Annotated in this window: 20 protein-coding genes; 11 read left to right on the plus strand and 9 right to left on the minus strand. The window is 44.0% G+C overall.

The genetic code is table 11. From position 1 onward, the window contains the following. Window positions 1–251 precede the first annotated feature (251 nt). Entirely contained in the window at window positions 252–1,658 is a 1,407-nt protein-coding gene (glnA, locus tag CEX98_RS11400; RefSeq protein ID WP_099642192.1) for a glutamate--ammonia ligase, read from the minus strand. A gap of 496 nt (window positions 1,659–2,154) precedes the next feature. Between glnA and typA the strand changes: the two genes are divergently transcribed. Next, on the plus strand, window positions 2,155–3,975 hold the full coding sequence (typA, locus tag CEX98_RS11405; RefSeq protein ID WP_099642193.1) for a translational GTPase TypA: 1,821 nt from the start codon (window positions 2,155–2,157) through the stop codon (window positions 3,973–3,975). 84 nt (window positions 3,976–4,059) lie between these two features. Here the strand turns inward: typA and CEX98_RS11410 are convergent, their stop codons facing one another. The 5 genes from CEX98_RS11410 to CEX98_RS11430 all read right to left on the minus strand — a co-directional run bounded on the left by CEX98_RS11410 (window position 4,060) and on the right by CEX98_RS11430 (window position 11,330). Further along, window positions 4,060–4,908 carry a CZB domain-containing protein gene (locus tag CEX98_RS11410; RefSeq protein WP_099642194.1) on the minus strand — a complete coding sequence of 283 codons (849 nt, stop codon included), beginning with the start codon at window positions 4,906–4,908 and terminating at the stop codon, window positions 4,060–4,062. A 44-nt stretch (window positions 4,909–4,952) separates the two neighbouring features. Then, window positions 4,953–6,047, minus strand: coding sequence for an ABC transporter substrate-binding protein (locus CEX98_RS11415; protein WP_099642195.1), 1,095 nt, complete (start codon window positions 6,045–6,047; stop codon window positions 4,953–4,955). Further along, window positions 6,028–8,097, minus strand: a complete 2,070-nt coding sequence (locus CEX98_RS11420; RefSeq protein ID WP_099642196.1) for a GNAT family N-acetyltransferase — start codon at window positions 8,095–8,097, stop codon at window positions 6,028–6,030. Before CEX98_RS11420 ends, CEX98_RS11415 begins: the two co-directional genes overlap by 20 nt. Beyond that, on the minus strand, window positions 8,075–10,240 hold the full coding sequence (gene uvrD / locus CEX98_RS11425; RefSeq protein WP_099642197.1) for a DNA helicase II: 2,166 nt from the start codon (window positions 10,238–10,240) through the stop codon (window positions 8,075–8,077). The genes CEX98_RS11420 and uvrD overlap by 23 nt, the downstream gene beginning before the upstream one ends. Window positions 10,241–10,385: 145 nt before the next feature. Continuing rightward, on the minus strand, window positions 10,386–11,330 hold the full coding sequence (locus CEX98_RS11430; protein ID WP_099642198.1) for a chemotaxis protein CheV: 945 nt from the start codon (window positions 11,328–11,330) through the stop codon (window positions 10,386–10,388). A 122-nt stretch (window positions 11,331–11,452) separates the two neighbouring features. Here CEX98_RS11430 and CEX98_RS11435 point away from each other — a divergent pair, with 122 nt between their 5' ends. Both CEX98_RS11435 and CEX98_RS11440 read left to right on the plus strand, forming a co-directional pair. After that, on the plus strand, window positions 11,453–12,532 hold the full coding sequence (locus tag CEX98_RS11435; protein ID WP_099642199.1) for a potassium channel family protein: 1,080 nt from the start codon (window positions 11,453–11,455) through the stop codon (window positions 12,530–12,532). Then, window positions 12,532–12,714, plus strand: coding sequence for a hypothetical protein (locus CEX98_RS11440; RefSeq protein ID WP_099642200.1), 183 nt, complete (start codon window positions 12,532–12,534; stop codon window positions 12,712–12,714). Before CEX98_RS11435 ends, CEX98_RS11440 begins: the two co-directional genes overlap by 1 nt. Here CEX98_RS11440 and CEX98_RS11445 read toward each other — a convergent pair. Further along, on the minus strand, window positions 12,711–13,172 hold the full coding sequence (locus CEX98_RS11445) for an EVE domain-containing protein (protein ID WP_099642201.1): 462 nt from the start codon (window positions 13,170–13,172) through the stop codon (window positions 12,711–12,713). The two genes, CEX98_RS11440 and CEX98_RS11445, sit on opposite strands and share 4 nt — an antisense overlap. A 125-nt stretch (window positions 13,173–13,297) precedes the next feature. Here CEX98_RS11445 and tesB point away from each other — a divergent pair, with 125 nt between their 5' ends. The 5 genes from tesB (at window position 13,298) to CEX98_RS11470 (ending at window position 17,028) form a co-directional block, all read left to right on the plus strand. Continuing rightward, entirely contained in the window at window positions 13,298–14,155 is an 858-nt protein-coding gene (tesB, locus tag CEX98_RS11450; RefSeq protein WP_099642202.1) for an acyl-CoA thioesterase II, read from the plus strand. 308 nt (window positions 14,156–14,463) lie between these two features. Continuing rightward, window positions 14,464–15,132, plus strand: coding sequence for a CsgG/HfaB family protein (locus CEX98_RS11455; protein WP_099642203.1), 669 nt, complete (start codon window positions 14,464–14,466; stop codon window positions 15,130–15,132). Window positions 15,133–15,135: 3 nt separating this feature from the next. After that, complete coding sequence (locus CEX98_RS11460) at window positions 15,136–15,489, plus strand: DUF4810 domain-containing protein (RefSeq protein WP_099642204.1); 354 nt, start codon at window positions 15,136–15,138, stop codon at window positions 15,487–15,489. Next, on the plus strand, window positions 15,486–16,145 hold the full coding sequence (locus tag CEX98_RS11465; RefSeq protein WP_099642205.1) for a DUF799 domain-containing protein: 660 nt from the start codon (window positions 15,486–15,488) through the stop codon (window positions 16,143–16,145). The genes CEX98_RS11460 and CEX98_RS11465 overlap by 4 nt, the downstream gene beginning before the upstream one ends. Window positions 16,146–16,227: 82 nt before the next feature. After that, the gene (locus CEX98_RS11470) at window positions 16,228–17,028 is read left to right on the plus strand and encodes a VOC family protein (RefSeq protein ID WP_099642206.1); all 801 of its coding nucleotides are present in this window, start codon (window positions 16,228–16,230) and stop codon (window positions 17,026–17,028) included. 232 nt (window positions 17,029–17,260) lie between these two features. Here CEX98_RS11470 and CEX98_RS11475 read toward each other — a convergent pair whose 3' ends face one another. After that, window positions 17,261–17,989 carry a transporter substrate-binding domain-containing protein gene (locus tag CEX98_RS11475; RefSeq protein WP_099642207.1) on the minus strand — a complete coding sequence of 243 codons (729 nt, stop codon included), beginning with the start codon at window positions 17,987–17,989 and terminating at the stop codon, window positions 17,261–17,263. A 158-nt stretch (window positions 17,990–18,147) separates the two neighbouring features. Here CEX98_RS11475 and CEX98_RS11480 point away from each other — a divergent pair, with 158 nt between their 5' ends. The 3 genes from CEX98_RS11480 to CEX98_RS11490 all read left to right on the plus strand — a co-directional run bounded on the left by CEX98_RS11480 (window position 18,148) and on the right by CEX98_RS11490 (window position 21,599). Next, entirely contained in the window at window positions 18,148–18,813 is a 666-nt protein-coding gene (locus CEX98_RS11480; protein WP_099642208.1) for an SDR family oxidoreductase, read from the plus strand. An 83-nt stretch (window positions 18,814–18,896) separates the two neighbouring features. Next, window positions 18,897–19,265: a hypothetical protein gene (locus CEX98_RS11485; protein WP_099642209.1), complete on the plus strand. Its 369-nt coding sequence runs from the start codon at window positions 18,897–18,899 to the stop codon at window positions 19,263–19,265. Further along, window positions 19,266–21,599, plus strand: coding sequence for a fatty acid cis/trans isomerase (locus CEX98_RS11490; protein ID WP_099642210.1), 2,334 nt, complete (start codon window positions 19,266–19,268; stop codon window positions 21,597–21,599). A gap of 40 nt (window positions 21,600–21,639) precedes the next feature. Here CEX98_RS11490 and CEX98_RS11495 read toward each other — a convergent pair whose 3' ends face one another. Then, entirely contained in the window at window positions 21,640–22,266 is a 627-nt protein-coding gene (locus tag CEX98_RS11495) for a peroxiredoxin-like family protein (protein ID WP_099642211.1), read from the minus strand. Window positions 22,267–22,355: the final 89 nt, after the last annotated feature.

Below are 22,355 nucleotides of genomic sequence, written 5' to 3' on the forward strand. Positions count from 1 at the left end.
ATTCTCCCGACCAAACTACTTATCATACTTTAGTATAGAGTAGATCGAATTGCGAGTTTCAAATGGATAATTCCTATAATAACAACAAACTAAGCGGTATAACTTGTTAAGTAAAAAGGGTAAATAAAAAAGCCCGCAATAGCGGGCTTGAGAACACATATGATTAAGAGTGCCAGAAACGCATAATGAGTTTCGGCTCTACAGACTCAGTACCACAGTACTGAGCCAAGTAGCTTGTCAGAACACAGCGCTTATACGCTGTAGTACATTTCGAACTCAACAGGGTGAGTTGTCATATTTAACTTTTCAACTTCCTTCGACTTAAGCGCGATATATGCGTCGATTAGGTCGTCAGTGAATACACCGCCTTGAGTTAAGAACTCACGGTCTGCATCTAGCGCAGCAAGGGCTTCGTCTAGTGACGCTGCAACGGTTGGAATTTCTGCTGCTTCTTCTGCTGGCAGGTCGTACAAGTCCTTATCCATTGCATCCCCAGGGTGGATTTTGTTCTTAATACCGTCAAGGCCTGCCATCAGCATTGCAGAAAATGCAAGGTATGGGTTAGCCGTTGGGTCAGGGAAGCGCACCTCGATACGACGAGCTTTCTCTGAAGGAACAACTGGAATACGGATTGAAGCTGAGCGGTTACGTGCAGAGTATGCAAGCATAACTGGTGCTTCAAAACCAGGTACTAAACGCTTGTATGAGTTAGTTGAAGCGTTAGTAAAGGCATTGATCGCTTTAGCGTGCTTGATAATACCGCCAATATAGTAAAGTGCGTCTTCAGACAAACCACCGTACTTATCACCAGCAAAGATGTTTTTGCCATCTTTGGCGAGTGACTGGTGACAGTGCATACCTGAGCCGTTATCACCAACAATTGGCTTAGGCATAAAGGTTGCCGTTTTACCGTATAGGTGTGCCATGTTGTGAATAACATACTTCATTTCTTGGATTTCATCTGCTTTAAGTACCATAGTGTTAAAGCGAGTTGCAATCTCATTCTGGCCAGCGGTTGCCACTTCATGGTGGTGTGCTTCAACGACTTGGCCCATTTCTTCTAGTACTAGGCAAGTAGCACTACGCCAGTCTTGTGATGAGTCAACTGGTGCTACTGGGAAGTAACCTCCTTTTACGCCAGGGCGGTGACCTGTGTTGCCGCCTTCATAGTCTTTGTCAGAGTTCCAACACGCTTCTTCAGCGTCGATTTTATACATAGAACCAGACATATCGGTCTTGTATTTTACGTCGTCAAACAGGAAAAACTCGGGTTCTGGACCAAATAGTACGGTATCTGCGATACCTGTTGAGCGCATGTATTCTTCAGCGCGTTTTGATACTGAACGAGGGTCACGCTCATAACCTTGGTGTGTGTTTGGTTCTACAACGTCACAACGTACGATTAGAGTTGTTTCTTCTGCAAATGGGTCTAGCTTTGCGCTCTCTGCGTCTGGCATAAGCACCATGTCAGATTCGTTAATGCCTTTCCAACCAGCAATAGAGGAGCCGTCGAACATTTTGCCGTCTTCAAAGAAGTCTTCATCGGCTTGATGATGCGGGATCGATACGTGTTGTTCTTTACCTTTTGTATCAGTGAAACGTAAATCAACAAATTTTACGTCATGCTCTTTAATAAAATCTAAAACCGATTGTGACATGTGTCCTCCAACTCGTTGGGTTATTTTTTTGCTGCAATGTACTGCATTTGCACACTAGTAAGCGTGATCTGTGCCATGTTTTTAACTTGTTGATTATATTGGTGTTGTTTAAAATAACAAAATGTCCCATGGCAGGTTTGCACCACCTTGGTGCGTTATTGTTTCATGGTGGTGCGTAACTTTGGTGCAGTTTGTTTTGTGTTTTTGGTTACTACACCACTTGATTATCGGTTTAACTTTATAGTCGAGCTCTGGTGATTTATCAAAGATCCCACGCTTTTTTTAGTTGATTAGCTAACTGCTTGAAACCTCTATTAACTAATGCAAATTTATTGAAGTTTCAGCACTTCATTTGAAAAAAATGTTGGATAAACTTTCATCTGTCACATTAATAGTAGATAATACGCGACCTTTAATTCTCAATCGGGCAATCTCAACGCGCATTTTTGCGTAGATCGACTAGGATCACTGAGGGCCAACTTCACTGAGTAATAATATGAGCATCGAAAAGTTAAGAAATATCGCGATTATCGCGCACGTAGACCACGGTAAAACAACGCTTGTAGACAAGCTACTTGAGCAATCAGGTACACTACAGCAGCGCGGTGGTAATGAAGAGCGAGTGATGGACTCAAACGATCTTGAAAGAGAGCGTGGTATCACCATCCTTGCAAAAAATACCGCAATCAAGTGGAACGACTACCGTATCAATATCGTAGATACTCCAGGACACGCCGACTTCGGTGGTGAAGTAGAACGTGTTCTTTCGATGGCTGACTCAGTACTACTGCTAGTTGATGCGCAAGAAGGTCCAATGCCACAAACGCGTTTCGTTACGCAAAAGGCGTTTGCTCAAGGTTTGAAGCCAATTGTTGTTATCAACAAAATCGACAAGCCAGGCGCTCGCCCTGATTGGGTAATGGACCAAGTTTTCGACCTGTTTGATAACTTAGGTGCAACTGACGAACAGTTAGACTTTAAAGTAATTTATGCATCAGCAATCAACGGCTGGGCAACACTTGACCTAGATGAGCCGTCTGACAACATGGAACCAATGTTCCAAGCGATTGTAGACGAAGTTGAAGCGCCTAATGCGGATCCTGAAGGTCCGTTCCAAATGCAGATTTCTCAGCTAGATTACAACTCATATGTAGGTGTTATCGGTGTTGGTCGTATCAAGCGTGGTGCAGTTAAACCTAATCAACAAGTTACTATTGTTGGTGCTGATGGTAAGACGCGTAACGGTAAAGTTGGCCAAGTATTAGGTTACTTAGGTCTTGACCGTCATGAAGTTGAGCAAGCCACTGCAGGTGATATCATCGCAATCACTGGTCTTGGTGAGCTGAAAATTTCTGACACTATCTGTTGTCAAAATAACGTTGAAGCTTTACCTCCATTGTCTGTTGATGAACCAACAGTAACGATGACTTTCTCTGTAAACACTTCTCCATTCTCAGGCCAAGAAGGTAAATACGTTACTTCTCGTAATATCCTTGAGCGTCTAGAAGCTGAGCTTGTGCACAACGTTGCGCTACGTGTAGAAGAAACAGATAACCCTGATAGCTTCCGTGTATCTGGTCGTGGTGAACTTCACTTAGGTATTCTTATTGAGAATATGCGTCGTGAAGGTTACGAGCTTGCCGTTTCTCGTCCAGAGGTAATCTTGCGTGAAGTTGACGGTCAGATTGAAGAACCTTATGAGACGGTAACAATTGACTGTCAAGAAGAGCACCAAGGTTCTATCATGGAACAGCTAGGTCTTCGTAAAGCTGAAATGACTGACATGTCTCCAGACGGTAAAGGCCGTGTACGCATGGATTTCATGATGCCAGCACGTGGTCTAATTGGTTTCCAAACTGAATTCATGACACTAACGTCTGGTTCTGGTTTGATGTACCACACCTTCTCACATTACGGCCCACATAAAGGCGGTAACATTGGTCAGCGTAAGAACGGTGTACTGATTGCGAATGCACCAGGTAAAGCACTAACCAACGCGCTATTCAACTTACAAGAGCGTGGTCGTCTATTTATCGGTCACGGTGTTGAAGTGTACGAGGGGATGATCATCGGTATTCATAGCCGTGATAATGACCTAACGGTTAACGCGCTTAAAGGTAAGCAGTTAACTAACGTACGTGCAGCGGGTACTGACGAAGCGCAAAACCTTGTACCACCTATCGTGATGTCACTAGAGCAAGCACTTGAGTTCATTGATGACGATGAGCTAGTAGAAGTGACGCCTGAGAGCATCCGTATTCGTAAGAAATTACTTACTGAAAGCGAGCGTAAACGCGCTAGCCGCCAAGCTAAGTAAATACAGCTTTAATAATAGGCAGCTTGCAACAGGTTACCTATTATTACCAAAACGCCGCACTTGCGGCGTTTTTTGTTTGTGAAGTTAAAATAAGCCGTATTCTTCGGTTTCCTCGGGCTCGTAATGCTGTAAATGCTCTGGCCGGAAAATGGCGCTGGGATCGATGAGTACACTATGACGGTCACCCATTTTTACCAACCCCTTCATCAATTTTTTAGTTTGAGCGTCTATTTCAAACCCTATATTCGTCATTTCATGTAAAGACTTAATATCACTCTCATCACAATGGACATTGTCTTCAACCTTATCGACCAGTAGTCCAATATGCGGGCTTTGACCATCTTGGGTGGTAAAGACAATGATGGGCTTGTGATCTAACATAATTTGGTCTCGAGTTGACTCAAATAGTCGCATGAGTTTATTAAAAGTGGTTCTTTTTTCTCGAGCTAAGGTGTCAATGGCTGCTTGCCTATCGCCTTTTGCACACATCAACAAGAGCGTGTCAGCCAGTGCATGTAACTGGGCATGCGGTTCTTCAAACCGCTTTAATAGTGCTTTGAGATCGTCATTTTCAGTTTTGAAGCTGTAGTACCATTGGCCAAATGCACATTGCTTAGGGTCCTTTGCTTTTGTGAATGGCACATCGTTAAGCAGACTTGCCTCAAGTGCATGTAACCAGTCTTTATGATCGTCTTCCCGTTGTTTGAGCATATCGACTAGCTCTTGATTGGTGTCATAGGAAGAGCGCTTGTTCAAGATTATTCCTAAATCAAAAATCGGTGTAGGCACGCCCATATAGTCCTTAACACCAAGAAAACTAGGATTGTCGTTAGGTAAGTCAGTTAAGTTTTCTTCGTAGCGTTCAGTTAATAAAATATCGAGGATTTGCAGTGATATTGTTTTTTTCCCGACGCGAAAGTTAATTAGATCCATGTCAGCCCCGCATATAGTCATTATCAACTAAGCATAGAACATTATTAGAAAAAGGAACGGTAAACTGGTAATTTCTTTTGCTCAGCTTGCAGCATAAACACCTCACGAATAACTGGGTCGCTTTCTAGTTCTTGCTGTAAAGCTGAGAGCAAGCAATGACTCTGAATTGGGAGTGCACAAGATTGGATTGCGCTGGTGAGGAGATAGGCGTTCAGATAGCCTTCAAATACTTGTTCGTTCAAAGATAGATTCGCTTGTTTTATACTTTGTCGAAAACCCTCGCACAGCTGACCTTTACAAACGGCAGGGTCTGGAACCACTTCAGTGACAAGCACCTTAGGTTTGCCTTTAAGTCGTGCAAATAGCTCATTTGAAGAAGCAAACGACACCGCCGCATACTGTGTTTCAAGGCCTACCTCCATTGCTCGGTTAATAAACTTAGACAATGGCGTGTAAGTACCGACCATAGCGAGGCCTTCAATTTTATGATGTTGTGCTTGCTCAAGTGCTCTTTCTATATCTTCACTGTTGCGTCTAAAGCGAGTGACAACGACAGGTCGCATACCGCGTTCCATCAAAGCTTTGGTTAGGTTTTTTTCAACGGTAAGGCCAAACTCGTCGGCTTGGATGAGTAAAGCTACACGTTTGAATTTTTGCTCATCAACAAAGTAGCGAATAATATCCTGTGCTTCTTTATTATAGCTGGTACGTAAATTAAACACCTTGAAGGTTAAAGGGTTTTGTAAGAAGTCGGCGCCAGTGTAAGGCATTAAAAATGGAATATTAGAGTGCTCAAGGATGGGTTTAATTGCATAGGATGTAGGTGTTCCCATCACCCCAAATAGGGCGTCTACTTTATTTTCATAAACCAGTTTACGAGCATTGATCACGGTTTTATGAGGTTCATAGCCATCATCCAATACCTGCAACTCCAGCAGTGGAGCATGCTTGGGCTTATGTTGGTTGTAGTAATCAAAATGCAGCTCTGCTCCGGCCTTTAGTTGCTGGCCTATCTCTTGTGCAGGGCCGGAAAGTGCAGTAGACATACCAATTTTTATCACAGGTTCAGCAGAGCGCACAAAACCCGATATCGCAGCGGTTAATACCAACAGCAAAAACTTAACACCGAACATTTTCATATACTTGCTGCACTGTCTCTCTTAACGTTGTGACCAAGGCCTTTTTACCAGAAAGTCCAAGCTGTTGCTGTACGACTTGGGTTGAATGCTGCTGTAATATTAGTCTAATAATTAATGCTTTGGAAACTTTAGTTAATTTTTTAATCAATTGCGGATCGGTTGTCAGTAGTTGCCATAAAAAAGGACATACTTGTTGCTCACTGGGAGCGCCTTGATTGATAAAGTGCAGGTAGCTCAGTTGTTCATTAGTGAACGGCTCAACAGGAAGTGTCGTTAGGACCGCGCTCACTGTATCGACGTCAAGGTATTGATAGGTCGTGCGTAGTTGATAGAAAAAACCTTGTTTAAACGCCGAGGTATAAGCTGAAGATAATGCTTTCTTTCTTGTTTTTAGCATTAAGAGTGCAAATTCACCACTGGCCTTGTCTTGTTTAAATCCGATTTTTAACGGCTGATAGCCAAGCTTATGCCAAAAGTTAAGTAGGGGGGCTGTAAGGCCAAAACTGGTGCCAATTGCAGTGATATGATCAGGTAAACTGCGTTCAAAAGCCTGTAATAACTGGCTGCCGATCCCCCGATGTTGTAGAGCCGGATGTACTGTAATTCGAATCACCCTAGCACTGTGAGATGTAATAAACTGGGGCTCGCCAAAAGTAGTCGCCAATTGTTGAGACATTAAATGTCCAGCAGGGCGGCGTTTTCCTAACAGAATATCCGTTGCAAGTGCTTCGGGTAGTCCTCCTTCGACAACAGCAAGACAAATAGCAACTAACTTGTCCTCACAAAATGCGCCGTGTAAGTGGAGATCAGGGGCATCTAATAACTGCCGTAAATCGTCGACACTGGTTTGGTAATGCGCGAGCACAAGTAAGGAGAAAACCTGCTCAAGTAATTTTGTATCCTTAACAAGGGCACTTTGCGAAATGGCGCGCATCGTGAGTTGCTTAGCGGATGTGGGCGCAGGAATGTGACACTCCAGCGCAAACAAATCTCGAATTTGCCGCTCCAGTGGATCGTTTGGCGCATAGCGAATCGGACACTGTAGAGTGAAATCTAGATAGTTTGGATGGTGCAAGGCTAGATATTGCTTAAACCTTAATGTATAGCCTCTACCGTTGCCTTCATAACCGACCAAAGTGCTCGAAAATACGCAGCGCAGCCCAAGTTGAGTGACTTGCGTCAAAAATGGTACGGGGAGAGCTGCTGCTTCATCAACCAATATAATGGTGTTGCTGTCAAGTGATGAGGCCTGTTGCAATAACGCGTCTGGGGCCAGATACTTAAGGTTAGCCAGTTGTTTGCTTTTCACGTCAACGGGCGTGTTGAGCGCATGGGCTAGCATGGCAAAGCAACTGTGTAGTGCATGAAAGTGGCGGCTACAAATAACGAATTGCTGTGTAGAAAGTCGCGCAGCCAACAAGCCTAACAGTGCGCTTTTCCCTCGGCCTCGGTCTGCACTGAGTAAGATGGGAGAGCGCTTTTTTTCGAGCGCTGTGACGATCTTTGTTAGAACTTCCTGTTGCTCCTCAATACCATGCATACTGGTAGTAGGTGCCATATAACTATCAGGTAGCGTTACGCCATGTTGCTCGCTGATCTGCCAAACAGGGGCGTGCTGCCATAGTTGTTGCCATCGTTTCAAGAAGTGACTGTGCTTTGGCGTTTGGCCCTCAGAGCTCCAGCGTGTAATGGCAGGATCAAGCCAATGCTCGAGCGCGTCAAGCTCAGGAAGTAACAATAATAAAAGACCACCGGCTTTCACTGTGCCCGAAGCCGCAGCGATCTTATTCGGCAATATGCCACTAAAGCCGTCGTAAACTAGGTGATCGAACTCTTGCCCAAGTATTTGATGTAGATGCTCGGGCCAAGATGCTTGCTTCAGAGCGGTGTGATTGCTCAAGACCAGACAGTTGTCGGCGTTTGTTAATAGCTTCTCTGATTGTTCATAGCACCACGCTGGGTTACCCGTAACCAGTAAGAGTTGCCGATGACGCGCACCGGCAAGTTGAGTAAGTAATTTTGGAAGGTTAGAGTGCTTGGAGTCTTGCATAGGCGGTAACTAGCCACTTACTACCAACGTCGTCAAAGTTAACTTGAATACGTGACTGTGCTCCTGCACCCTCATAGTTAAGCACTGTGCCTGCGCCAAATTTGGCGTGCAAGACACGCTGACCTAAATTAAAACCGCTGTCTTCAAAGGTTGCATGGCTAATTGATGGGCTGAATCTTCCCGAATTGGCTGGACGAGAAATCTGGGTTTTAATTCGGATCTCTTCCATGCAGTCTTCTGGAATCTCACGTAAGAACCTTGATGGACTGTGGTGTTTCTCTTGACCATACAAGCGACGACTTTCTGCGTGACTGATATAAAGCTTATCCATTGCCCGTGTCATACCCACGTAGCATAAACGACGTTCTTCTTCTAAGCGGCCTGATTCTTCATTACTTTGCTGTGATGGGAACATACCTTCTTCCACACCAACCATAAAGACCAACGGAAACTCAAGACCTTTGGCTGAGTGCAGCGTCATCATTTGTACCGCATCTTCGTGTTCGTCAGCTTGGCCTTCACCCGCTTCCAACGAGGTATAGGCTAAAAAGCCCTGAAGTGGTGAAGTAAAATCTTCATCTATAGGTAGTTCATATTGACCGCAAGCGCTGATTAATTCTTCTAAGTTTTCTACTCGAGCACGGCCTTTTTCACCTTTTTCAGCCTGATACATAGCCAGTAGGCCCGATTGTTCAATGGCGGTTTGTGCTTGCTGTGCCAATTCAAGTTCGGCAATTTTATCGTCAAGCTGCTCTACCAGTTCAATAAATTTGGTTACTGCTGTTGCAGCTCGTCCTGCCAAATGCTTTTGCGCCAATACTGCTTTGGCTGCATCCCAAAGAGAGAGCGACTCATGGCGAGCACAATCGCGAATATGGCTTAAGGTTTTGTCGCCAATACCACGGGCTGGCGTGTTTATCACACGCTCAAATGCTGCATCGTCATTACGATTACTAATAATGCGCAAGTAGGACAAGGCATCTTTAATCTCTTGACGCTCGAAAAAGCGCATCCCGCCATAAATGCGGTATTTTAGTCCTTCTTGGAGTAGGGCTTCTTCTAAGACCCGTGATTGAGCGTTATTTCTATAGAGCACGGCACTGTCGCTGAGCGCATTACCAGCTTGTAACCAAGACTTGATTTTTCCTACAACAAAGCGAGCCTCATCAAGCTCATTAAATGCAGCGTAGATTGAAATAGGTTCGCCCTGATTACCGTCGGTCCAAAGGCTTTTACCCATTCGTTCTGCGTTGTTTTCAATCAACGCATTCGATGCTTTTAGGATCGTTGCTGTAGAACGGTAATTTTGTTCAAGACGGATTGTCTCGGCATTAAAATCGTCTAAAAAGCGTTTAATGTTTTCTATTTTTGCGCCACGCCAGCCGTAAATACTTTGGTCGTCATCACCAACGATCATGATGTTATTTTCCTTGCCTGCGAGCAGACGCAGCCACAAGTACTGAATGCTGTTGGTATCTTGGAATTCGTCAACCAGCATATGACGGAAACGCTGTTGGTAGTGGCGTAGCAATGTAGGTTGCTGTTGTAATAGCTCGTAACAGCGCAATAAAATTTCGGCAAAATCTACAAGGCCAGCTCTATCACAGGCATCTTGATAGGCACTGTAAACGTTTAGCATCAGCTGCTCGTTGACATCATATGCTTGAATATCTTTTGGTCTTAATCCTTCATCTTTGCGGGCGCTAATGTACCAGCTTAATTGCTTTGGCGGCCATTTCTTCTCGTCGATATTCATGGCTTTGAGCAAACGGCGGATCATCCTTTGCTGATCATCACTGTCTAAGATTTGAAACGACTCGGGGAGTTTAGCCTCTCGGTGGTGGGCGCGTAACATACGATGAGCAAGACCGTGAAAAGTGCCTATCCACATGCCACCTACCGGACCATTGAGTGTTGCTTCAACACGAGCACGCATTTCTTTGGCGGCTTTATTCGTAAAGGTTACCGCAAAAATACTAAATGGGGAGGCGTGTTCAACTTGCATAAGCCAAGCGATACGATGAACCAGTACTCGCGTTTTACCCGAACCCGCACCTGCGAGCACTAACATGTTTTGCAGAGGAGCTGCGACTGCATCGCGCTGTTTGTCGTTAAGGCCGTCGAGTAATTCTGATACGTCCATTGCTTTGCCTATTTGCTCAAATGATGGCAAGTATACCGAGTCACAGGCGTAAATCCCAGCGTAGCACAAGCCAAACCGACTATAATCAAAGCAAGCTTATGATTTATAAAGAAACATAAACTGTTTTTTTATACAGTGTCTAGCATTACTTTTGCAGTATTTCTTTTAGACGATTTTGTACTTCAGTGACCAGTAGGTCGGGTTGAAACTTTGAGAGGAAAGCGTTACAGCCTACCTTCTCTACCATAGCATGGTTAAAGCTGCCACTTAATGAAGTATTGAGAATGACATAAAGGTCTTTAAGGCGGCTATCGTTGCGAATTTCATAGGTCAACCGATAGCCATCCATCACAGGCATTTCTGCATCAGTGATCACCGCAAGTAATTCTTTTTGAACGTCTATCCCTTCATCGGCCCAGTGTTTTAGCACATTGAGTGCTTCTTGGCCGTCTGTGGCAGGGATAATTTCAATTCCCAATTGTGCTAGCGTATCTGCTACTTGGCGACGAGCGGTAGGTGAATCGTCCACATGCAGGATTTTACGGCCGTGAAACTCGTTGATGATTTCTTTATCAAGAATATCTTGTGGTATTTCAACTTGATACTCAATGATTTCTGCCAACACTTTTTCGACATCAATTATTTCGACGATATGTTCCACGTCATCGCGTTTAATTTTTGTCAGTGCGGTTAAATAATGGTTGCGGCCGGCCGTTTTCGGTGTCGGCATGATGTCGGTCCACGTTGTATTGATAATATGATCTACTTTTCCAACCAGAAAAGCTTGAACCGAACGATTGTATTCAGTGATAACAAGGTTACTGTCGGGATCTCTATCGCACGGAGGCATACAAATAGCGTCACGCAAATCTATTACCGGAACAGACTCACCACGAATATTGGTTACACCGCAAACTTTAGGGTGAGCATTGGGCATTTTGTTAAGCTTAGGGAGCTTGACAACCTCTTTGATTTTAAACACGTTAAGTGCAAAAAAGTGGCGGCTATGAAGATGAAATAATAGTAACTCAAGGCGGTTTTCTCCCACCAGTTGTGTACGTTGATCTACTGAGGCCAAAACGCCAGCCATGTTAACCCCTCATTACTTCTTGTAACCTTTTCTAAGACTATATCAAAGAAGTCGATATGTCGTGTTGTTTTTTGGGTAAAATCTACAGTAAGGTAGCAGTATATATATGATAGGGAAGCAATATGCCTATATTTTTTAAGCGTTTGGTTGTGTTAATGCGAGCCCATGTGGATAAGGCTAGCTGGCAACTGTTGTTTACGGCAACGCTCATTCACATGATAGTCACTTGGGGGTTACTGTGGCTGAGTAATGAGTCGGCGTTACTGCCAATAAGTACATTCTTTTATTATTACGTAGTGACAACCTCTACGGTTGGCTATGGCGATTTTAGTGCAACAACGGAGTTAGGACGTTGGGTCGTTGCCATAATACAAATTCCATTTGGCCTGGCGCTATTTGGTGTATTACTGGGGAAGGCTGGACAATTTGTAACGTATTGGGTGAGAAGAGGCATGACAGGGGAAAAAGATTTTGCACATTTACAAAACCATATTGTAATTTTTGGTTGGCACGATGTGAGAACGAAAAAGATGGTGGACTATATTTTAGGAGACAATAAGCGTGAGGACAGAAAAATAGTATTGGCCGTCACCGAAGTGATGGAACATCCGCTGTTGAGTTACCCTGAAGTGGCATTTGTCCGGTTAACTAGCTTCACCGATGATGAGCAGTTAAGTCGTATTAATATTGGATGCGCTGACAAAATTATCATAGATGGCGATGATGATAATCAAACATTTACTACGGCGCTTAAACTGAGCCGAGTGGTTAAACCGGCAGCACACATCAGTGCACACTTCTTAGACGACACTAAGGCGCAATTGCTGCGAGAGCATTGTAAAAATGTTGAGTGTTCTGCTTCTATGTCGGCAGAGATTCTAGTACGAGCTATGCAAGACCCAGGTTCAAGCCGTGTGCAAGAGGAGCTGTTATCCACTTTACATGGTGACACGCAATTTAGTCTGGCATTGCCAGCTGAGGTGGGGTGTCTAACCTTTGGCGATATTTTTGGCTATTTTAAGCAGCACCATGATGCGACTTTGCTAGGCGTTGCCCATGATATCAACGCACTCAATATGGACTTAAACCCACCGTTAGACTACAAGATATCAGGTGGTGATATTTTACATTATATTGCGCCGCAACGTGTTCTTGCTACTGAAGTCAATTGGTCATCACTATGTTCGAAGAACTCTTCTTAATGATAGCCATTGTGTGCGCTTATTTGCTTCCTGTTGCTTTGATAGCTGGAAGCAAGCGCACCAAAGGCCATGAAAAAAACGGCTGGTTAATCGGAACCTTGTTGTTTTCTTGGGTAGCCTTGTTGCTCTATTTTAGCATGGTGCCAAAGCATGGTAGACAAAAGGGTAAAGCTAAACGCTAGCTTTGCCCTGACATTTCTAAAATAACCTGCCACTCAGTGTCAGTCACGGGCATGATGGATAATCGGCCACCTTTTTTTAGTGCAATCTCGGTTAGCGCAGGGTTCGCTTTGATAGCTTTTAGGGTAACAGGGCGAAGATGTTGCTCATAGGCTAGAGTCACACCAACCCAGCGTGGATTATCCTGAGCAGACTTCGCATCATAATAATCGCTATTCAGGTCAAATTGATAGGGGTCCGGCTCTGCAGCCTTGACAACTTTTGCGATTCCTACAACGGCAGGTACTTTACAGCTGGAGTGATAAATAAAGACTAAATCGCCTACTTTTACTTGATCCCGCAAGAAGTTACGTGCTTGATAATTGCGAATGCCTTCCCAAAATGTTTGCTGCTCAGGCGCGCTTTTTAAGTCATCAATAGAAAATGCGTCGGGTTCTGTTTTAAACAGCCAATAAGCCATATGGGTTAGTCCAATAGTTTGAGTTATGATGTATTATACTCATTTGAGCAATGTACTTGGTTTGCTACGGGTATTATCTCATTATAACGACTATCGCCAGTTCTACTAGACGTTCGGAGTGCAACATGAGTCAAGTTTTACAAAACCTGTTGGATTTACTAAGCCTTGAAGAAATTGAGCAGGGAATATATCGAGGTCAAAGCCAAGACCTTGGTTTTCCTCAAGTGTTTGGGGGGCAGGTGATGGGGCAGGCACTGTCAGCCGCAAAATATACCTTGCCTGAGGGGCGATATGTCAATTCACTGCATTCATATTTTTTGCGTCCCGGTGATGCGAGCAAACCAATTGTGTATGACGTTGAAAATATTCGTGATGGCCGTAGTTTCAGTACTCGCAGAGTCAGTGCGATTCAATATGGTAAGCCGATTTTTTATATGACGGCCTCTTTTCAAGGCGATGAGCCTGGTCTGTCCCATCAATCACTCATGCCTGATGTGCCAGAGCCTGAAGATCTAAAGTCTTCGCTCCATTTTTATCAGGAGCATGCAGACTTAATTCCAGAGTCATTACGGGCTAAATTCACACAAGAAATGCCATTGGATATGCGTCCTGTTAACTTCCAAAATCCGTTTAAGCCCAAAAAACAAGATCCGGTGAGAAATGTATGGTTTAAGGCTAATGGTGATATGCCTGACGATAGAAGGATCCATAATTACTTATTGGCGTACGCATCAGATTTTGAATTTTTACCAACGGCGCTTCAGCCGCATGGACTGTCGTTTATGCAGCCGAATATGCAGGTAGCGACAATCGATCATGCAATGTGGTTTCATCGCCCGTTTCGAATGGATGATTGGATTTTATACAGTGTTGATAGTCCAAGTGCGTCCAATGGGCGGGGCTTGGTGCGCGGCCAGTTTTTTAATCGTCAAGGCGAACTTGTGGCTTCGACCATTCAAGAAGGGGTGATGCGTCAGCGCTAAATTGTTGAAAAATGTATAATGCAAAGAGGTGTAGGCGTGCTTGAGTATCCAGACAGTACTCACATAGGTCTACACATCACCACGCTAATTTCTTGTCTTTATTGGGTTAATCTCTTTTGGTTTATTCTGCTACGGCTTTCTTATTCTTTATTATGAACTGAAACCTTGAGGGCTTAGTGCTTATCTTTCGTGATCGCGCCAAAATGTAGCTTTCTGCTATTTTTTCAAACAAAAATTAACACTAAAGAACGTCAAAGTTATCTACATTATCAGCAACCAATGTATTTACTCTTAATGGGAATTTGATAATGAATAAACAACTTATGACGGCACTTGCTCTGACCTTTGTAGGATTAACAGCAGGTTGTGCAACCGAAGCATCTAGAACAGTAGAGGCGCCAAAAGTCGCTTCTTACAACCAAGCTTATAGCGGACCAAAAAGCCAGCTTGCGGTGGGTAAGTTACAGAATCGCTCTGCTTACCATAATGGTGTATTCAATTCAGGAGCCGATCGCTTAGGCTCTCAAGCAAAAACTATTCTTACCACACACTTACAACAGAGTAATCGGTTTACTGTCCTAGATAGAGAAAACATGACAGAAATGGCGCAAGAGGTAGGATTCTCTGGTGCTCAACAGCATATTAAAGGTGCAAACTTTGTTATTACCGGTGACGTGTCTGAGTTTGGTCGAAAGGAAGTGGGTGACCGACAGCTATTTGGCATTCTAGGTAAAGGTAAGTCACAAGTAGCTTACGCTAAAGTCAATCTCAATATCGTTGATGTAACGAGCTCTGAAGTGGTTTATTCGGTGCAAGGCGCAGGAGAATACAGCCTATCTAACCGAGAAGTGGTTGGCTTTGGTGGTACAGCAGGATACGACTCGACGCTAAATGGTAAAGTACTTGATTTAGCTATTCGCGAGGCGGTAAATAATTTAGTTAACGGTATTGAGAAAGGCGACTGGCAGCCTCTATAAATTATGAAAAACACAATCGTTATTGCGGCTTTTCTTTTGCTATTGTCGGGGTGTCAAAGTACCGCGCCCCAATACTATTATGGTTCTTATGAGCATAACCTCTATGAGTTTTTTCGTGGAGATGGTCAACCACTTAGTGAGCAAATTGTTGAGTTAGAATCGAGTGTAGCACGTGCAGAAGCACATCAAGCTAACCCCGCGCCCGGTATGTATGCACACCTTGGCTATCTGCACTTACTTCAAGGTGATAGCGATAAAGGATTTAATTACTTCGAGCAGGAAAAGCAGCTATACCCTGAATCTACACAGTATATTAATTTCTTGATTAAGAATGCAAAGACGGGTGAATCGAAATGAAATGGATTAAAGTAACTTTGGTACTGTTCACCTTCTCTTTGGTGAACGGTTGTAGTACTACACCAGCACAAGATTACAGTGCTTTTATCCAAAGCGACCCTAAATCAATCTTGGTTTTGCCGCCTATTAATAATTCAAATGAAGTGATTGCACCTTATGGTGTAATGGCTACCGTGGTCAAGCCTCTGGCCGACTCGGGTTACTATGTCTTTCCAGCATCCCTTGTGAGTGAAACCTTCAAAAATAATGGATTAAGTGTAGCGCATGATGTCCACAATGTTGCGATAGACAAGCTCTATGAGATCTTTGCAGCGGATGCCGCTTTATATATTGAAATCCAAGATTATGGTACTTCTTATGTAGTTATAGACAGCGATACAACCGTAGCGCTATCAGCAAAGTTGGTGGACTTAAAAACTGGGCAAGTCATTTGGCAAGGTCGTTCGAAGGCATCTAGCAGCGAAGACCGCGATGATAGTGACACTAGTTTAGCTGGCGCGTTAATTGGTGCTGTATTGAACCAAGTGATAGAGAGCGCATCAGATAAAGGGTTTGAGGTGTCGCAACGTGCGTCGCAACGATTACTTTCAGCCGATTCAACCAATGGCTTACTTTACGGCCCTCGTTCGCCCAAATATGGGCAAATAAAGCAGTAAGATGAAACACAACTCGTTGTGGCTTTCTTATCGGCCTAATACTGCTATATTCATAACACGCAGATTGATTGAGGGATTGTGTATGGCATTAATTAACGAATTCAGACCCGGTTACTTTTGTTGGATTGAGCTATGTTCTAGCGATTGGAAGTCTGCAAAACCTTTCTATAGTCAGTTATTCGACTGGCAAATTCTGGATCAGCCTATCGGCGAAGACTGTTATTACACTATGCTGCAAAAAGAGTCGGATGACATTGCAGCTATGTATCAAATGACGGCTGAGCAACAGCAAAGTGGGCTACCAAGCCATTGGCTTGCGTATGTCGCGGTGCAAAATGTTGATGAGTGTTTAGAGAAAGCACATAAATTAGGCGCTGAAGTGTTAGCCGGACCTCATGACATCTCAGGTGCAGGGCGTATGGTAATGTTGCAAGAGCCTGGAGGCGCCATTTTCGCCTTGTGGCAAGAAGCTGGACACATCGGTACGCAGCGTTGTTTAGAGGCTAATACACCATATTGGTTTGAGCTGGTGAGTAAAGACAGCATAAAAAGTCGAGATTTTTACTCTGCTTTGTTTGACTGGCAGATTGAAGTCAAAGACATGGGAAATATGGAGTACACACTATTTACGGTAAGTGGCCAGCCCGTAGCAGGTATGCTTGAGATGACAGAAGAGTGGGGAGATGACATCCCACCACACTGGATGATTTATATTGCCGTTTTAGACTGTGAAAGTAAGGCTGAATATGCCAAAAAACTAGGGGGAGAGGTTTGTGTGCCACCGACAGATATTCCAGAAGTTGGTCGTTTCAGTGTAATAACCGACCCTCAAGGTGCTGTATTTTCTATTATTGAGTCCGCAATGGATGAGATTACGACTTAGTCCCTGAGCTTAGGATAATGAATGCCTTTCTTGCAGCCAGTTTTAGCGCTAACTGCGTTCAGTTCACTTCCAATATCCAGGCGTAAATTCGCTTTGCCTACAAGGATGTAGGTATCAGGGCAGTAGCAGGACGCGGGAGCGGAGTTATCCCTAAAACTCTGGCTAGATAAGGCAATAATTTAATGTGATTTTAAAAACAATGAGTTAGTTCGTTTCTTATCCAAATCTCAGGTTAGTCAGGGCTCAGTTCAATGACTTTGCCTTGGCATGTGGAGAAGTGCTTTTCGAGTGTAGAAAAAATAGTATGGCTCTCTCCGTTGTTATTAAGCCTCTGGATTGACTTGGTTAATTGTGGCAGTAATGCTTGGTGTTTGACATTTACATAGTGGTAAATAGGGTAGCTTGCGTCTGGTAATCTGCGCACATAGACTTTCTCAAGCCCTGATTGGCACAACGTGCCGAGAGCAAATAAGTCATCAGCAAGTATTTGTTCAACATGGCCTTTTTGCAAGGCTTGAAACACTGAAACATCATTGAAAACGGCATTGCATATGAGCTTTTTACGCTTACAGACCAGCTCAGTCACTAAGCTACCTTTGATCACCACATAATCTTGTTGATCTGATAAAGCGCAATGCTCTTTCTTAATACAAAATACAGCCATTTGAACCGTTGCAAGCGGTTCTGGTACTTGCAATAAATTAGAGTAAGTAGCGGCAACCGCATGGGTACGCCCAGCTTCTGCATCATAAACTCCCTCATTGACATATTCCAAACCTCGCTCACTGGGTAAAATAATTAGGCGAGGCGTGATCCCAAGTGGCGCATATATTTTTTGCATCAGTTGCTCTATTTGTTGTTGCCCAAGTTGATATGCCACTAGTTCACTTACATTAATTTGATATGCGAATGTGGTTGCACTAAAGGTACAAAAAAGTAGCGTGCTGAATGCGAGTTTCATAACAAGTCCATGCTGGTGCGAGCTCTTTAACTGTAGCAAAACTGCCGAAAAGTGGTAAAAACGAGAATAAAAATTGAATTCAGGTGGTATTGACCTTGAGTTTAGTAAACTCATACCAATTGTATTACTCAAGCGAATAGAATCATGAGGAGAAGGATATGACGTTACATGTTTTGGTGACTGGTGCAAACCGTGGGATCGGATTGGAGTTTTGTAAACAATATCAATCTCTCGGGTGCAAGGTGACCGCTGTTGTGCGTAAAGCATCCGACGAGTTAGAAGCATTAGGAGTAGATATTATTGAAGATATCGACGTTGCCACAGAAAATGGAGCGAAAAAGCTAGTTGCGGCTCTGGGCAATGAAAAAATTGATATGCTGATTAATAATGCTGGTGTGTTCCATAATGAAACGCTCGCAGAGATGGACTTTGAAAATATGCAGCAGCAGTTTAATGTCAATGCCATGGGTCCCATTCGTATTACCCATGCATTGTTAAATAATCTTGCTGCAGGAAGTAAAGTTGCGATGATCACCAGCCGAATGGGCTCCATTGCTGACAATGGGTCAGGCGGGTATATCGGCTACCGTATGTCGAAAGCCGCACTCAATGCCGCGAGTGTAAGTATGGCACATGAGTTAAAAGATCAAGATATTGCGGTTGGGCTTTTTCATCCAGGGTTTGTGCAAACACAAATGGTCGGATTCGCTGGAGACATCAGTCCGGATGTCGCAGCCGAGCGTTTAATTAAGAGAATTGAGCACTTAACCATCGAAAACACAGGTGGATTTTGGCACTCCAATGGTGAAACCTTACCTTGGTAAACTGGGCGCTATGTCGCCCTCTTTTCAGCCATCGGCCATCTAACTGTGCTAATATAAAGCAAATACTCAGATGGTAACCTTTGATGGAACTACAACAAGATACTCCCCTGTCATTACCGCTTTTTTTGTTAGATGACAATATTGAAAACCGTGATATTGACTCTCCTGATGCAGAAGTCTCTGTGATCCTGAGTGAGAACTTACTTGCTCACCTATGCCAAAATCCAAAAGAAGATGAAAATATCAGCCTGCATATTGATGATTATGAACTCAACAATATTAGTGCAGATGTAACGGCATTAGTAGCTGATGGACATCAACTACAGTTGCTCATCAACCGAGGCCCTGTACTGAGTGCGGTGTTGAGCACTACAGGTGACGCGTTATTCGTTTCTCCACCGATGGAGATGATGCCGACATTTGACTTAGGCCTAGACGACGAGGACGAGTAAATGTCTACACGTGCATTGTTTTGTGCGGTGATGGTTGCCGTGCTGTCCGGTTGTGTGGCGTTAGGGGTGTCTAAATATGATGATATGTTTGGGCCCGAACAGCCCCAAGCGCGTATTGAGCAGTATCACCAAGGCGGTGCACGCTATTTGCAAAGTGTTAAGCCTGTTTTAGAGTCCCGCTGTGTTGTTTGTCATGGCTGCTATGATGCCCCCTGTCAGCTTAAACTATCCTCTCCAGAGGGAATAGACAGAGGGTTATCAAAAGAGTTGGTGTATGACGGTACACGATTACTTGCGCAAACTCCAACCCGTTTGTTGTTTGATGCCGAAACCACAACACAATGGCGTGAGCGCGGCTTTACACCGGTACTAAATGAACGCAATCAGTCCGAGTACAGTAACCTTGCCGGTAGTGTGCTTTATAACAGTTTGCTTCTAAAAATGTCTCACCGTTTCCCACAGCAGGGGTTATTGGGGGAGGAGTTTGATTTCTCTCTTGATAGAACACAGTCTTGTCCTACCATGGACGAGTTTTCCACGCTTGCGAAAAAGCAGCCACATGCTGGGATGCCATATGGTCTGCCTGCATTGTCACAGGATGAATTCAAAACGCTTGAAGCTTGGTTGCAAAGCGGCAGTAAAATGAGCCAGATAGCTGAGCCGAGCCTTGCCGCTCAAAAGGAGGTGAAAAAGTGGGAGCAGTTTCTAAATCAGGGCTCTAACAAGCATCGCCTTGCTGCACGTTATATTTTTGAGCATTGGTATCTTGCCCATATTTATTTCCCAGAAAGTGATGGTAGCTCGTTTTTTCAACTGGTTCGCTCTAGTACGCCCCCAGGACAGCCGATCGCTTTAGTAAGCGCTGTAAGACCGTTTGATGACCCCAAAGTTGAACGGGTTTATTATCGTTTGATGCAAGTGCGCAGTACGATTTTGTCGAAAACTCACATGCCATTGGCGCTCAATGACGCGAAGTTATCTCGCCTACACCGGCAATTTTATGCTGCTGATTATCAAGTCGACACCCTGCCAGGCTATGAGCCGGAATTAGCGGCCAATCCGTTTAAAGTCTTTAAAGATATTCCGGTTAAGTCCCGTTACCAGTTTATGTTAGATGAGGCCGAGCTCATTGTTAAAGGCTTTATAAAAGGTCCAGTTTGCCGGGGGCAAATCGCGCTGAATGTCATCAACGATCATTTTTGGGTGGCTTTTGTAGACCCAGACAAAAATAGCAATGAAGCTGTTAATCAACTGCTGCTAAAACATGATGAGGATTTGGTGTTACCCGCCGCAGAGCAGAGTAATGCATTACCGCTTTCAAGCTGGGCGAAATATGCGAGTAAACAGCAAGACTACTTGCGTGCGAAAACCGACCTTGCAGAGGAAATGTTTGCCGATGGCGAGCGTCTCAATATGGACTTAATTTGGCGTGGTGAGGGTGAAAATCCAAACGCAGCATTAACTATCTTCCGTCATTTTGACAGTGCAACCGTGGTGAAAGGCTTTATTGGCCAACCACCAAAAACGGCTTGGGTTCTAGATTATGCTTTGTTCGAACGGATCCATTATTTGCTGGTGGCGGGTTTTGATGTGTACGGCAATATTGGTCACCAGCTAATAACGCGTTTATATATGGACTTTTTGAGGCTTGAAGGCGAGCAGAACTTTTTAAATCTATTGCCGCTGACTCATCGTCAGGAGATTAAGCGTTTTTGGTATCGCAAATCGCACTTGAGCTTAAGTGAGTTTATCAACCGCAAATCACTTATTGGTGCGCCAACGGGGATCAAGTACGTTACCAACGAGCCAAAGCAAGAGCTATACAATAAATTGCACGAAGTACTAAAGCCGATATTAAACACGGAATATGACCATCAAGCGGTGGCGCAGCCGTTGCAGGCATTGAATAGTCTGCATGTTAGAGCAATAAACTTGCTACCTCAGGTCTCGTTTATTATTACCAAACAAGGTGATGGCACACATGAAGCGTTCTCGCTGCTGCATCATAATGCCCACTACAACATCTCTAGCTTACTCAATGAAGAAGGGCAGAGAGCCTATACGGAAGATACAGCAACCATAGTACCTGGTTTTATCGGTGATTACCCTGAAGCAATATGGTATTTAGCGAATGAGGCAGCGCAGCAGGACTTTGTTACATCGTTGAATAACGTAACGACAGAAAAGGACTACCAAGCGTTAAGGGCGCAATACGGCATTCGTAGAACGCACCCTGAGTTTTGGCGTTATAGTGACTTATTACACGATATTGCCAAGCAAACTCGCGGTGTTGAATATGGCTTATTTGACTATAACCGCTTAGAAAATCGCTAAAAAGTGGAGTCTTCGGACTCCACTTTTTTATGTGCTTTTCCTATCGTTGACTAGCAGCTTTTACCGCAGCGAGGAGAACGTTTTCATCTAATCGCACTTTGTAGTTTGGATTAGCATATTGAAATTGGATTAGCCCCTTCTTATCAACCACAAATACCGCGGGTACTGGTAAAGCGACCTTATCTTTACCATCTAAATCGACAAAATTTACCCCTAACTTATTACGATAGGCGAGTGCGGTTTTATCATCTAAATAGTAAGCAAGTCCAAGCGCTTGGCTCATGCGCATTTCGTTATCAGACAACAACTGGTAGTGAGGGGATTCAATCGTACTTTTTGCCAGCGCCTCAGGTGAGTCTGGTGCGATGGCAATAATTTGCGCCCCCATTTTAATAAGCTGTGGCTCAATTTCTTGGATCCCCGCAAGCTGTCTTGAACAGTATGGGCACCAGCCACCACGATAAACCACAAGCACACTAATGTTTTCTTGGTAACGTGTTGCTAAATCGATGGTTTTTCCCGATTTATCTTTGAGTTGTAAAGTTGGTGCATTCATGCCCGGAAGGAGTGGGCTTACCTGCTCTGGGGCTGCGGCGATATTCGTGATTTCGGCCGCATTAAGAAAAGTCGAAAAAGCCATCACGAGAAAGAAAATTAACTGACGCATAAAAAGTTCCTAGGGTTTCAAGTTGATATCGACTCATAAGACCTAAGCTATGGCGAAAATCTTTCACTGTTGCATGTAAGTGTATAACT

The organism is Pseudoalteromonas piscicida (genome assembly GCF_002744175.1).
Classification (GTDB): Bacteria; Pseudomonadota; Gammaproteobacteria; order Enterobacterales; family Alteromonadaceae; genus Pseudoalteromonas; species Pseudoalteromonas piscicida_B.